Here is a 14,197-nt window from a genome sequence, read left to right on the forward strand (position 1 = left end):
CGGGAAGGGCGTTTTGACATGCCGGAGCCGCGGGTCGGGAAGGAGCGGCAGCAGAAGAAAACGTGCACTCCCGCATGTTCAGGAGTGCACGCATAACGCCCGGTCTCAGATTTTGAACCGGCCAACCAATTCCTTTAAGCTTTCCGACATGCTGCTGAGGTAAGCCGCCGACGCCGTCACCTCTTCAACGGAAGCAAGCTGTTCCTGCGCTGCCGCCGACAGCTCCTGCGAAAAGTTGAACGACTGCTCCGTAACCTCTGACACCTCTTCGATCGATTTCGATACCTGGTCGGTGAAGGCTGCCATATGCCTGGAAGCCGTGGCGACCTCTTCAATCTGGCTGACAACCGTTTGAACGGAAGATTGAATCGCCTCAAAGGATTGCCCTGCGAGCAGAACCATTTCCATCCCGTCTTGAACCTCCTTCATGGCCGTTTCCATCGCTTCGGAGGTTTGCTTGATTTCGTTGCGAATCGCCAGCAGATCTTCCTCGATTTGCTCGGAAGAGACAGCCGACTGCTCCGCCAGCTTCCGCACTTCGGAGGCTACCACGGCAAAGCCGCGTCCCTGTTCTCCGGCTCTGGCCGCTTCTATCGCGGCATTCAGGGCGAGCAATTTGGTCTGGGAAGAGATATCCCCGATGATCCCGATAATTTCCGTTACCTTTTGCGACCTGCTGCCCAATTCCCGGACGGATTCCGACAATCTGCTCACCGTTTGCTGGATCGAGTTCATTTGCTGCGAAACGGATTGCAGGACGGTAGCCCCTTCTAACGCCTTGTCGGAAGAAAATTTGGAGCTTTCCGAAGCCGAGGTGACATTGGACATAATTTGCTGCGAACTGGACAAAATCTCGGCGATCGCTTTCGTGCTTTCTTCCACCGATCGGACCTGCTTCTCGGAACCGGCTGCCAGCGTCTGCGCTGCCTCCGCGATTTGCTCGGAAACCTTGTTGTTTTGCAGGGAGTTGGCCGACAGCTGGGCGGAGGAGTCGGAAAGCCGGGTGGCGTTGTCGCGAACGTCCTTAATAATCGCATGCAGCGAATCCGCCATTTGGTTGAAACTGAGGGCCGTTTTGCCGATCTCGTCTTCGCGTTTGATTTCCACGCGCTGCGTCAAGTCACCCTGGCTGATTTTTCCGGATGCTTCCACCAACTTGTTCAGCGGCCTGATGATCGACATGATGATGAAATAGATCATGATCGCCCCGATCAGCAGCGCCACGGCGACCACAAGCAGGGTGCGGTTCAGAATCGGTTTGGCCAAGTCCGAAATCTCGCTGCTCGACATGTTCCCGGCCACTTTCCAGCCGGTAATCGGATTCGTCACATAAATCATTTTCTTCGGTTCGCCCTTGAAAATGTATTCATAAGAGCCGGAAGCGTTCGGTTCCCGGTACATTACTTCGTTATGCGCCGACGTTGGAGTACCGATCTTGTTCGTAGGATGTATCAAAAATTGCTTGTTCTTCGTGTAAATGACGATGTAGCCGTTTTGTCCGATATGGACATCTTTCACCAGGCTGCGAAGCTCCTCCAGGTTGATGTTGAAGCCGACGACAGCCGGCTGCCCGGGTACCGCTTTGGCTGCCGTGATCACCAACTGGCCGCCGCTGATCGGGTCAGCATAAGGGTCGGTCAGAATAACCTTATCGTTGTTCACCGCTTCATTGTACCAAGGCATTTCCCTGGCGTTGTAGTCGGCGGGGATGTTGACATCCTTCGAGGCGTGGATGTACGTCCCGTTGTCCATCGCGATGAAAGGCGCGCTCGCTCCGGGATGTTCGTCCAGAAATTGCTGCAAAAATGCCTGCAAATTCAGGTTGGGATTTTGCTTCATGCTGTCGGCGATCTGCTTGGATAAGGAGTCGAGCTCCTGCTCTCTTGTACTGATCCAATTGTCGATGTATCGGTTGGTTAAAGCCACGTTTTCCGTGGCGCTGTTCATCAGCAGTTCTTCGATTTGCGCTTGCGATTTGGCGTAGGTCAGCCAGCCGATCACAATCCCCGGAATCAACAAGATGAGGAAGGAGAACAGGAACAGTTTGCCGCGTACACTGGCGAACGGGGACAGGATATTTTTCCATTTCCAAGACTTGAAGGAGGATGGTTTGTTGTTCCTTTCTGCTTTTCGTATCATCGCTGCATACACTCTCCACATGTTATCTTTCTCTCAATTCTCAGTTGTGTGAATGGGTTGGGTACTCTTCGTTTTTCCTGCCAGCAAATAATTGCTGAGCAGGGCCAGAACGATGATGCATGTCGTGGTCACGACCAAACCGTTCCATGCGTAACGTGACCATAATAATCCCGGAATGTAGGCGCCGAGACTTCCGCCGACATAGAAGAAGAAGAGATACAGGGAAGAAGCGGCGCCTCTGGACCCATTTGCGATATCGGTCACGTAGGCTGTCGTAGCCGACTGGGACGCGAAATTTCCAAACGCGAGAATGGACGCACCGGCCAGCAGCGCAGGCAGCGACGGATAAAGCGTAAGCAGGATGCCTGACGCTCCGATCAGATGCCCGCAGGCCATGGTCGCTCTCCGGCCGATGCGGTCGGATAAGTAACCCGCTAGCGGAGCGGAAAAAATGCCAAACATGTAAGTAACATAAAGCATCGAAATTTGTGTTGCATTAAGATGAAAGGAAGCCCCGGAAGCATAGAAGGGCAGATAGGTGAAAAAGCCGATAAACGCGAAAAACTGCGAGAAGCCGATAAAAAATGTGCCGATCAGCGCCGGATTGCGGAAATGCGCCAGAAAACCGCCGATTGCCTTGTTGGTTTGATTCCGGGAGCCGGGCAAATACAGCCAGACAAGCACGGTGACCAGCAGGGAAAAGAGCCCGATCGCCAGAAAGACGGCATGCCATGAGAATGCTTCGGCGATCGGCCCGGCAATGACCCGGCCGGCCAATCCGCCGGCTACGGTGGCGCTGACGTAGGCGCCGAGCGCACGGCCGCGCCGGTCGGCCGGAAATTCTTCGGACACGTAGGCGACCAGTACGGCCGTCACGCCGGGGATGCACAAACCGTGCACGACCCGCCAGAACAAGATCCAGCCGAAAGAGTCTGTTATGGCCAGCATGGCGCTCGGAACAATCAGCAGCAGGCAAAAAACCCCGATCGCTTTCTTGCGGTCCCACCGGTCAAACAGCGGCGCGAGCGCGAGCGATGAAACCGCGAGCGCGATGATCGTCAGGGAGATCGTCAAGCTGGCGGTTGCGATCGAGATGCCGTACTTGTCGGACAACCACGGCAGCAGCGGCTGTGGCGCGTACAGCAAGATGAACACATTCATGGTGGCCAAAAATATAATCAATTGACGGCGTACCATTAGCGGTCTCCTTTTCCCCAAGCGTTATGCAGAAGGCAATCGTCCGATGTAAACGGAATCCGGATACACCAAACGGCCTTGGGAGGCTTCAAAGATATGCGCGCACCAGCCTACCGACCGCGTTAAAGCAAAAGTAGGCGTGAACAGTTCCGGTTCAAAGCCGATCGCATTCATGACGGCTGCCGCATAAAACTCCACATTGGTATACAGCTTTTGGTGAGGTTTATATACGGCCAGCAGATCCTGGGCCGTCTGCTCCACGTGCACGGCCAGATCGAGCCAGGCGTCACTGCCTGACAGTTCGGTGGCGATGAGCCTTAACGCTTCGGACCGCGGGTCTTTCGTTTTGTAAACGCGGTGTCCGAAGCCCGGCAATCTGCCGCCGCTTTCCAAGCGCTGCTTGATCCACGGCTCAGCGTTCTCCTTCGTGCCGATCTCTTTCAGCATATCCATCACCAGGGAAGGGGCTCCGCCATGAAGCGGTCCCTTCAAGGCGCCGATGGCTCCGGTGATCGCGGAAACGAGATCCGAGCGGGTGGAGGCAATCACGCGGGCGGTAAAGGTGGAGCTGTTCATCCCGTGATCCATCAGCAGGTTCAAATAGGCTTCCAGCGCCTGAACATGGACGGGGGACGGCTCCGTGCCCCTCAGCATGTATAAATAGTTAGCGGTATGCCCGAGGTCGGCCCGGGGAGCAACGGGCTCCAGGCCCTTGCGCCGACGGTAGCCATAAGCGATGATCACGGGCAGCTTCACAATGACGTCGGCGGCTTGCTCCAGCGTCGGCGGATAATCCGGGCTGCCGATGCCCAGCGCGGAGACAGCGGTACGCAGCACGCTCATCAAGTCGTGCGTTGCGGAAAGGGCGTCGATGACGCTGCGGACGGAAGCGGGGAGCTCCCGTGCGGACGCCCACTTGTCCAGCGTCTCCTTGCGCTCGTCTGTCTCCGGCAGCTTCCCGTGCAGGAGCAGAAAAGCAACTTCTTCGAAGCTTTTTTCGCGAGCCAGATCCCTGGCGCGAAATCCCCGATACACCAGGTCCCCCTTCTCGGCGTCGACAAGGCTGACCTCTGTTTTGGCGACAACGACGTTCTCAAGTCCTTCATTTACAGTCATGGTTCGCTCTCCAATCTGTTGCGGTGTCCGTTCGATAAGGTCAGGCGGGTTAAGGCGCCACTTTGACGGCGTGTAGCGGTTGTTCTTCCCGAGCGCGCCCCAGCATCGTATCGTAGATTTCCCTGCCCATCAAATCCCGACCGATCAACGATTTCAGCACGTCCGTACTGCCGTCGGCTATCATCAGGCCGCGCACGTCGCGCAGTTTCTGCTCGAGGCCGTATTCCTTGACGTAGCCCCGGGCGCCATGGATCTGCAGCATGTCGTCGATCGCCTTGTAAGCGGTGGTCGTTGCATACCATTTGGCCATCGAGGCTTCCATCGTATTGGAATGACCACGGTCCAAGACGTCCAGCGCCTTCAAGCTGAGCAGGCTGGCCGTTTCCAGCAGGGTTGCTTGCTCGGCGATTTTGTGCATGACGGACTGGAACCGGCCGATTGGACCGCCGAAAGCCATCCGTTCCTTGGCATACTGCACGCCTTGCTCCAGCGCCTTTCTGGCTGCTCCGACGCAGATGATGCCCATCAGCACCCGCCAATAGCCGAAGTGCTGGTTGAAGATCCGGAAGCCTTCCCCTTCATTCCCCAATCGGTTCGCCGCCGGAATCACGACATCGTGAAGCCGGAAGCCGCCATAGGACCAACCTTTCATTCCCATCGGCTCCAGGGCATATTTCTCGATATTGGGATCGTCCATATCGACAAGGAATGCGGTCAAGCCTTTCGTTCCGGAACCGTGCTTCGTCTGCGCGAAGACGACGAATACGCCGGCCTCCTCCACGCGGCTTACCCATTCCTTGCCGCCCGACAATATGTAATTTGCGCCATCTTTGCGAGCGAACGTTTCAATAGCGGCCAGGTCAGAACCGCAGTTCGGTTCCGTCAAACCGACGCCCACCAACAAATCTCCTTTCAGGAGGGAAGGCAGATACCTGCTTTTTTGCTCATGAGTTCCGAATTTGGCGATCATGTTGCCGTGTCCGGCGCCGATCACTTCGCGGGTGTTGACGCCGAATTTGCCGCATTCCTCGTAAAGAAGTCCCATTGTGACGGCGCTCAACCCTTCGCCACCGTATTCCTTCGGGACATCCAGGCCAATGAGTCCCCGTTTGCCGGAGGCTTGGCGGATATGCCAAGGCAGCTGTTCGCTATCGCTTTTTAAAGCATTTTCCACATCCAGGTCGAGCATGAACTGTCTGATCTTCTCCACCCACATCAATTGATCTTCTGTCCATTTGAATTTCATGGTATTTCCTCCGATATTCTATGTTTTTCATGTGGAAAGAACTGTCGTTTGACTTATTTGATTTCGCCAAACCTCCTTTATTTTGCATGTGAAAATAAAAAAGCCACCTTTTACATAAAAAGGCAGCCGAAAAAACACAAAATGGCAGAGAGCCAATTTCGGCAGCCCGGCGATCATGGTCGTTATGACTTTAGACCCGTAGCTTTGCGTCCTAACCTTTCGGATAGTTTGCCCTTAACGTAAATTTTTTCCTTTAGTAGTTCAATTGTAACGCATTTTCAAAATTTTTCATAGACCATTTGGTAAATTTTTTTCGGCTTATTGTTGGTATGGAATATTCAGCGGTGAAATCTCAGCAGGCGATCATTCAACGATATGGGCATATGATTGAAAAGGGTATTTAGTTTTTTCATATATTATTTGCAGCACATTGTCATTTCGCTGGTACCGCAGATGTGACGAAGGTCACAGCGGCAGCGCAAGGAGAAGGGCTAACATGAAGATGGTAAGCGTCATCATGCCAAATCTCCGAATGATTTTTTAAAGAACAACACGCGGCTAAGAGCTTCTTCCGTCCGGTTTCATGCGAAGGGTTTGTTCATGGCTCTTGGCATCCAAGGAGGAAACCATGAATTACAATGATCTTTTTCTCAGAAGCTGCAGGAAAGAAAAAGTCGACACGATTCCGGTGTGGTACATGCGCCAGGCCGGCAGATACGATCCTGAGTACCGCCGCATCAAAGAGAAGTATTCGCTGCTGGAGATATGCGCCATCCCGGAACTGGCTGCGGAAGTTACGCTGATGCCGGTGAAAAAATTGGGGGTGGATGCGGCCATCCTGTATTCCGATATCATGAATCCCGTCGCGTCGATCGGGATTGATTTCGATATTGTGAAAAACGTGGGGCCGGTCATATACAATCCGATCCGGTCCGCCCAGGACGTCGAACGGCTGCGTCCGATTGACGTGGAAGGCGATCTGCCGCACATTCTGGAGACCATCCGCATCCTCGACCGTGAGTTGACCGTGCCGCTCATCTCGTTTGTCGGCGCGCCGTTCACGATCGCAAGCTACCTGATCGAAGGCAAACCTTCGAAAAACTATTTGAAAACAAAAGCGCTGATGTACAGCCAGCCGGATGTATGGCGTTCCCTGATGGAGAAATTGGGGAATATGGCTGTCGCCTATATCCGTGCGCAAGTCGCTGCGGGAGCGAAAGCGGTGCAGCTGTTTGACAGCTGGGTGGGGGCGCTGTCGCCGGACGATTTCCGGCAATATGTACTGCCCGTGCTCAGCCGCATTTTCACGGAAATCGCCGATCTGCCGCAGCCGAAGATTTACTTTCCCGGCGTAGGCTCGGGAGAACTGCTTGCCGAATTGAGAGAGCTGCAGGCGGACGTGATCGGACTGGACTGGCGGGTGTCTATCCGGGAAGGACGCCGCCGGGTTGGAGAAAAATTCGCCGTGCAGGGCAATCTGGATCCGACGGTGTTAACCGCGCCGATGTCTGTGATCGAACAGTACGCCAAGCAGATTGTGGATCAGGGAATGGAGAAACCGGGGTATGTCTTCAATCTCGGTCACGGCGTGTTTCCCGAAGCTTCTCTGGACAAGCTGAAAGCGCTGACCGCATTCGTGCACCAGTATTCAGCAGCCGCATTGCAACAGCAGCCGGAAGGAAGGGAAGCGCGATGACGGACAACCGCGTCGGCGTTCTCGTCATGTCGTACGGGACGCCCAACAGCTTTGAAGAGGTGGAAGCGTATTATACGCACATTCGCCGCGGCATCCCCCCCTCTCCGGAACAACTGCAAGCCCTGATGGCCCGTTACGAAGCGATCGTCGGAGGATTTTTTCCGCTGCGCCGGAACACAGACAATCAGGTGGCCGCGCTGCAGCAGACATTGCAGCGGGATTATCCGGCAGTGGATTATGTCTGTGTGCAGGGATTGAAGCATGCTGCGCCTTTTATCGAGGATGGGGTTGAAGAGATTGCCGCCGCAGGGATTCGTCGGGCGGTCGGGATCGTGCTGGCCCCTCATTATTCCCGCATGAGCATTGGCGGCTACATTGAACGGGCCCGGAAGAAGGCGGAAGAAACGGGGGTTGCGATCCGCTTTGTGAAGAGCTACCACGATCACCCCCTGTTAATCGAAGCGCTGGCGGAACGGGTGAAGCTGGGACTCGAACGTTTCCCACCCGACAAACGCGCTCAGGTACGGGTTATTTTTACTGCGCACAGCCTCCCTGCCCACATTCTCGACATGCATGATCCGTATCCGCAGCAGTTGATGGAGACCTCCCGTCTGGTGGCAGAAACGGCCGGGGTAACCAACTGGCAGTTTGCCTGGCAGAGCGCGGGGCAGACCGGCGTGCCGTGGCTGGGTCCCGATATTTTGGAAGTATTGGAGACGGTAAACCGCGAAGAGGGCGTGAACGAGGTGCTGATCTGTCCGGTCGGCTTCGTCTCCGATCATTTGGAAATTCTTTACGACATTGACATTGAATGCAGGCGATTGGCACAGTCGCTTGGCATCCATCTGGAACGGACGGAGATGCTGAATGCCGATGCCAAATACATGAAGCTGTTGGCCGATACCGTTCACCGAACAGCGGAAGAAGGGTGATGTGTGATGAGCGAAGGCAAGCGCGTGCTGGTCGCCGGTGGCGGGATCACCGGATTGAGCGCCGCCTATTATCTGAAAAAATGGTTTGCCGAACGGGGCGAGCCGGTGCAGATTACCCTGGTCGAAAAAGAGGCGTCGTTCGGCGGAAAGATCGCCACGCTGCGCAGGAACGGATTCATTATGGAAAGGGGACCCGATTCGTTTCTGGCAAGGAAAAAGCCGATCATTGACCTCACGCGCAATCTCGGCCTGGAGCCGGATCTTGTCCCCACCAGGCCGGAAGCGAAAAAAACCTACATCCTGCGCAGCCGGAAGCTTGTCCCCATGCCGCCGGGACTCGTGCTCGGCATTCCCACCCGCTTGATTCCCTTTGCGAAATCGGGCCTGCTTTCGCCGCTTGGCAAAGCCAGGGCAGCCATGGACCTGATCCTGCCCGGCCGGAAAGAAGAAGGGGACGAATCGATCGGACGGTTTATCGAGCGCAGGCTTGGAAAAGAGATGCTCGATCGGGTCGTCCAGCCGCTGCTGGCGGGCATCTACGCCGGGGACTGTCATACACTAAGCATTCAGGCGACATTTCCGCAATTTCACGAGATTGAGAAAAAACACCGCAGCATGATGCTGGGAATCATGCAAGGCGCGGGTCGCGCTCCTGCGGCGTCAACTTCCGTCGAGCTTCCAGAAAGCGTAAAGCACAGCATGTTTCTCTCCTATAGAAAGGGGCTGTATACGCTCGTGGAAGCGTTGCTGGAACGGTTGGGCGATGTGGAAAAGGTGACGGGGGAAGAGATCGTGGATATCGCGCGTCAGCAAACAGATGGCAAGACCGCATATCGCGCCGTGACTTCAAACGGCCGGGAGTTTGCTGCGGACGCGATCATTCTGGCATTGCCTGCTTACGCGCTGGCAAGCGTTTTTCCACACCTCCCGGCGGCCCGGGCCTTCGGCAGCATGCCGTATGTATCCGTAGCCAATGTGCTGCTCGGATTTGAACGGAAGCACTTCCCGCACTCGCTGGACGGCTCGGGATTTGTCGTGCCCCCCTGTGAAAGACGCTTCATTACCGCCTGCACCTGGACGTCATCCAAATGGGGACATACGGCACCGGCCGGCCATGTGCTGCTTCGCTGTTATGTCGGCCGTATGGGAGAGGAAGATTGGATGCAGTTGAGCGACGAGCAGATCGTGGAAGGCGTCATGCGCGATGTGACGGATATGATGGGTATGAAGGATTTCCGGGTTCAGCCCGTTTTTGTGGAAGTCACCCGCCATCTTCGCTCCATGCCTCAGTATGAAGTGGGGCACATCGAGCGGGTCGCCCGCCTGAACGATGAACTGGCTGACGCGTATCCCGGTGTGTTTGCGACCGGATCGGCTTTCCATGGCATCGGACTGCCCGATTGCATCCGGCAGGGAAAAGAAACCGCCGAACAGGCAGTTGGTTACCTGCAAAACCGTGGATATTGATCGGTAGAAAGCGAAGGTGATCGCTATGAGAAAAGGATACGTGCCCAACCAGCATGGCGCCTGGGCGATGCTGCTCATCCCGTTTCTTTTCGGGATGTTGGCGGCCAAGCCCGTTTGGCTGCATGCGGTGCTGTTTCTCGGCTGGCTGTTGGCGTACTTGTTTTCGTATCCGTTTCTGCAATGGCTCCGAACCGGAAAGACACGGATATACGGGAGGCCGATGCTGCTGTACGGCGGTTTGCTGATTCCAACCGGCATCGCGCTGTTCGCATTGAAACCGTCACTGGTATGGATGGCGCCGCTGTTCCTCCCTTTGTTTCTGGTGAACTGCCACTACGCGAGACGCAATCAGGAGCGTTCGCTGATCAACGATATTGTCGCAGTCGTCCAGTTCAGTTTGATGGTTTTTGTCGCGTACCAGGTGGGAGGAGGAACCAACTGGCGGCTTGCAGCGGAGTTGTTCGGGTTCAGCGTCCTTTATTTTACGGGAACGGTGTTTTACGTGAAAACGATGATCCGGGAAAAGCACAATGTGATGTACTACTGGCTCTCCGTCGGCTATCACCTCGCCTTGCTGGCAGCAGCGGCTTTATGGTTTCCGCATGGCTTGCTGGTGCCGCTGGCGGTGCTGCTCGTCCGGGCCATCTGGTCTCCGCGCGCGAACCTGACAGTCAAACAAAGCGGCATCCTTGAAATTGCCTATTCCGTGATGATCGCCTGCTCGGTGCTGGTTATCTATCCGTCATAGATGCCCGGGGGCTGGCAACCCTGCCCGTTCGCCGGGCAGGACGTGCGATGAATGTTCAGAATATTATGTGAATTTTTCACAAAAAAAGAGGGCTCTGTGATGACGATCACTGTTTGCGGAAGCGCGCTTTTTTACGATGAAGTCGGTTAACGTATCCCGAAGGAAGGAGGATGGCAATGATGGCAATGCCGTCTTTGGTCAAAGAACGGGATTATCGCGAAAATCCGTTTATTGTCATTTGGGAAGTAACCCGCGCCTGTGCCTTGAAGTGTTTGCACTGCCGTGCCGAAGCGCAATATACGCCGGATCCGCGGCAACTTAGCTTCGAGGAAGGGAAGAGGTTGATCGACGATGTCGCGCGGATGGATCGTCCTTTGTTCGTATTCACGGGAGGAGATCCGCTTATGCGCCCTGATCTGTTTCGTCTTGCGGAATATGCGATTAAGGAAAAAGGGCTGCCCGTGTCGATGACGCCGAGCGCGACACCAAGGGTAACCCTGGAAGCCGTTCGTCAGGCCAAGGAGGTCGGGTTGTCCCGCTGGGCCTTCAGCCTGGATGGTTCCTGCGCGGACATACACGATCATTTTCGGGGAACAAAAGGTTCCTACGATCTGACGATGCGCGGCATTGCATACTTGAAAGAACTGGATATCCCCATTCAAGTGAACACGACCGTATCCCGTTATAACGTTCACGATCTCGAGGCGATTTCCGAAAAAGTGAAGAATATGGGAGCGGTGCTGTGGAGCGTGTTTTTCCTCGTTCCTACGGGGCGGGGGGTGCAGGAGGATATGATCTCTGCCGAAGAGCACGAAGCCGTGATGAAGTGGTTATGCCGCATTGAATCCGACATGCCCTATGGGATCAAGGCAACCGAAGCGCCGCATTACCGCCGCGTCTTCGTACAGGAGCGAATGCGCCCAGGATCCGGGGAACCGACGGCAGCGAAGCGTTCCGATCTGCTCGGGCGGGCCCCCAAAGGCGTGAACGATGGGGACGGTTTCGTTTTCATCAGCCATATCGGGGACGTGTACCCGAGCGGATTTTTACCCATTCCGTGCGGGAATGTGCGCGAGCAGTCCCTGGTGGATATCTACCGGCATTCCCCGGTGTTGCAGGAACTGCGTGACAAGTCGCGGCTGAAGGGGAAATGCGGCGTGTGTGAGTTTAAGGAATTATGCGGAGGTTCGCGGGCACGGGCTTATGCGGTAACGGGCGATTACATGGAGAGCGATCCGTACTGCGCTTATATGCCGAAAGCCTATCAGGCAACGCAAGTGTGGGAAAATGAATTTAGGCGGTGACTACATGACATACAAAAAACTTTGGATGGCGCTGGCGTTGGTGTTCTTTGCTTCATTTGCCGTATTGCTCTATTACGGCGGTGAGATTTATCAGGTGAAACCGCCGATACCGGAAAAAGTGGTCATGCAAGCAGGCAGCGTGGTCTTCACGAAGCAGGACATCGAGGATGGACAAAACATCTGGCAGCGCATGGGTGGACAGGAAGTCGGCAGCGTTTGGGGACACGGCGCGTATGTCGCCCCGGACTGGAGCGCGGATTGGCTGCACCGCGAGCTGACATTCATGCTGGACAAGTGGTCCAATGCGGCGTACGGCCAACCGTACGACAAACTCGATGAGGGCAAGAAAGGCGAGTTGAAGGCAAAATTAAAGCAGGAAATCCGAACGAATACGTACGACCAGCAGACCGGAAACCTGGTTATCTCCGATGACCGTGCCGAGGCGGCGCAAACGCTGGTCGACTATTACAGCAAAGTTTTCGGCGATGACCCGAGTATGGATCAATACCGCGAAAAAATCGCCATTCCGGCCAATACGGTCAAAAGCGCAGAGGATCGTTTCAAACTGGGAGCGTTTTTCTTCTGGGCGGCCTGGTCCACATCTACGAACCGTCCGGGTCAGGAGATCACGTATACGAACAACTGGCCTGGTGAGCCGCTGATTGACAACGTGCCGACCTCCAGTACGATCATCTGGTCGCTGGTGAGTGTCATTCTGCTGCTTGCCGGCGTCGGGGCATTGGGCTGGTATTTTGCCGTGCAAAGGAAAAAAGAAGAACACGAGCTGGCCGTCAAGATACCGGATAAAGATCCGCTGCTCAGCATCAAGGCCACTCCATCCATGCGGGCGACGCTGAAATATTTTTGGGTCGTCACCGCACTGATGGTGGTTCAGATGGGCCTGGGGGCGATCACGGCGCACTACAGCGTCGAAGGCAACGGATTTTACGGGATTCCGCTGGCTGATTGGCTCCCGTATGCCGTCACGCGAACGTGGCACACGCAGCTGGCCATCTTCTGGATCGCCACGGCATGGCTCGCCACCGGTCTCTACATCGGCCCGGCCATTTCCGGGCATGAACCGAAATTCCAACGTCTCGGCGTTAACTTCCTGTTCGGCGCGCTGCTGTTGGTGGTTGTCGGCTCGATGGCCGGGCAGTGGGCCGCGATCAAAGGGTATATTACGAATTTGTCCAGCAACTTTTATTTCGGTCACCAAGGGTACGAATATGTGGATCTTGGCCGCATTTGGCAAATTCTCCTTCTGATCGGCTTGTTCCTGTGGTTCTTCCTGATGGCTCGGGCCATTTGGCCGGCGCTGAAGCGAAAGAGCGAAGGGCGGCAGCTGCTCATGCTGTTCCTGATCGCATCGGTGGCCATTCCTGTGTTTTACGTGCCGGGGCTCATGTGGGATCAGAATTCGCACTTGTCGATGGTGACGTACTGGCGCTGGTGGATCGTGCATTTGTGGGTAGAAGGTTTCTTTGAAGTATTCGCCTCCGTTCTGATCGCCTTCCTGTTTGCGCGCATGGGTCTGATCAAAACGGCTTCCGCCACGGCAAACGTGTTGTTCTCGACCATTATCTTCTTGTTCGGCGGCATTATCGGGACATTCCACCACTTGTACTTTGCCGGCACACCGACAGGGGTGCTCGTGTTCGGCGCAGTGTTCAGCGCGCTCGAGGTGGTGCCGCTCGTCCTGATTGGATTCGAGGCCTACGAAAATTTGCGCCACAGCAAAGCAAAAGCGTGGGTGGCGAGGTATCGCTGGCCGATCTATTTCTTCGTCGCCGTGGCGTTCTGGAACTTGCTCGGCGCGGGGATATTCGGGTTCCTGATCAACCCGCCGATCGCCCTGTATTACATGCAGGGATTGAACACAACGCCGCTGCATGGCCATACCGCGCTGTTCGGAGTATACGGCATGCTTGGTCTGGGTCTGATGATGTTCTGCCTGCGCGGGCTCACAGGGGAAAGGCCGTGGAAGACGAAGCTGCTCCGCTTCTCGTTCTGGGCGTTGAACATCGGTCTGTTGACGATGGGCGTCACCAGCCTGCTGCCGGTCGGTATCCTGCAGACAATCGCGAGCATGGAGCACGGTATGTGGTACGCGCGTTCCGCCGAATTTTTGCACCAGCCGCTGCTGCAAAATCTTGTCTGGATTCGTGCAGCGGGTGACACGATTTTTGCCGCGGGCGTGGTCGGTATTGCCATGTTCGTGATCGGTTTGGCAACGGGCCGTTCGTACGAGAAATCGTCCGCCGCGAGCAGCCATGTGCAAGCCTGATCAAGAGATGGCGTGAGGCTTTGCCAGGGCTGATGCATACAGGCACCCTCGCGTAATGTAGATAA

At 55.5% G+C, this 14,197-nt stretch carries 10 protein-coding genes and 1 riboswitch; of the genes, 6 read left to right on the forward strand and 4 right to left on the reverse strand.

Annotation, left to right across the window (positions count from 1 at the left end; translation table 11 throughout):
- Positions 1-105: 105 nt before the first annotated feature.
- Genes G3578_RS02015 through G3578_RS02030 form a run of 4 tightly spaced genes read right to left on the reverse strand, consistent with a single transcriptional unit; the run spans position 106 to position 5,698 of the window.
- Complete coding sequence (locus G3578_RS02015; protein ID WP_165208095.1) at positions 106-2,139, reverse strand: methyl-accepting chemotaxis protein; 2,034 nt, start codon at positions 2,137-2,139, stop codon at positions 106-108.
- 33 nt (positions 2,140-2,172) lie between these two features.
- Complete coding sequence (locus tag G3578_RS02020; protein ID WP_165208097.1) at positions 2,173-3,336, reverse strand: MFS transporter; 1,164 nt, start codon at positions 3,334-3,336, stop codon at positions 2,173-2,175.
- Positions 3,337-3,360: 24 nt separating this feature from the next.
- Positions 3,361-4,452 (reverse strand): citrate synthase/methylcitrate synthase, encoded by a 1,092-nt coding sequence (locus tag G3578_RS02025; protein WP_165208099.1) that lies wholly within the window; start codon positions 4,450-4,452, stop codon positions 3,361-3,363.
- A gap of 49 nt (positions 4,453-4,501) precedes the next feature.
- Positions 4,502-5,698, reverse strand: a complete 1,197-nt coding sequence (locus G3578_RS02030; RefSeq protein ID WP_165208101.1) for an acyl-CoA dehydrogenase family protein — start codon at positions 5,696-5,698, stop codon at positions 4,502-4,504.
- A 157-nt stretch (positions 5,699-5,855) separates the two neighbouring features.
- Positions 5,856-5,941: riboswitch (cyclic di-GMP riboswitch) on the reverse strand.
- Between the two features lie 385 nt (positions 5,942-6,326).
- On the opposite strand from G3578_RS02030, the gene hemE reads away from it, so the two are divergent.
- From hemE to G3578_RS02060, 6 genes are all read left to right on the forward strand, one after another.
- A complete protein-coding gene (gene hemE, locus G3578_RS02035; protein WP_165208103.1) occupies positions 6,327-7,394 on the forward strand; it encodes a uroporphyrinogen decarboxylase in 1,068 nt (355 codons plus the stop codon).
- A complete protein-coding gene (hemH, locus tag G3578_RS02040) occupies positions 7,391-8,326 on the forward strand; it encodes a ferrochelatase (protein WP_165208105.1) in 936 nt (311 codons plus the stop codon). The genes hemE and hemH overlap by 4 nt, the downstream gene beginning before the upstream one ends.
- A gap of 6 nt (positions 8,327-8,332) precedes the next feature.
- Entirely contained in the window at positions 8,333-9,793 is a 1,461-nt protein-coding gene (hemG, locus tag G3578_RS02045; RefSeq protein ID WP_165208107.1) for a protoporphyrinogen oxidase, read from the forward strand.
- A gap of 25 nt (positions 9,794-9,818) precedes the next feature.
- Positions 9,819-10,541 carry a YwiC-like family protein gene (locus tag G3578_RS02050; RefSeq protein ID WP_165208110.1) on the forward strand — a complete coding sequence of 241 codons (723 nt, stop codon included), beginning with the start codon at positions 9,819-9,821 and terminating at the stop codon, positions 10,539-10,541.
- Positions 10,542-10,726: 185 nt separating this feature from the next.
- Positions 10,727-11,845, forward strand: coding sequence for a TIGR04053 family radical SAM/SPASM domain-containing protein (locus G3578_RS02055; RefSeq protein WP_165208415.1), 1,119 nt, complete (start codon positions 10,727-10,729; stop codon positions 11,843-11,845).
- A 4-nt stretch (positions 11,846-11,849) separates the two neighbouring features.
- Positions 11,850-14,132, forward strand: coding sequence for a nitric-oxide reductase large subunit (locus G3578_RS02060; RefSeq protein WP_165208112.1), 2,283 nt, complete (start codon positions 11,850-11,852; stop codon positions 14,130-14,132).
- The last annotated feature ends 65 nt before the right edge of the window (positions 14,133-14,197 follow it).

This window comes from Brevibacillus sp. SYP-B805, from assembly GCF_011059135.1.
In the GTDB taxonomy this organism is placed as follows: domain Bacteria; phylum Bacillota; class Bacilli; order Brevibacillales; family Brevibacillaceae; genus Brevibacillus_F.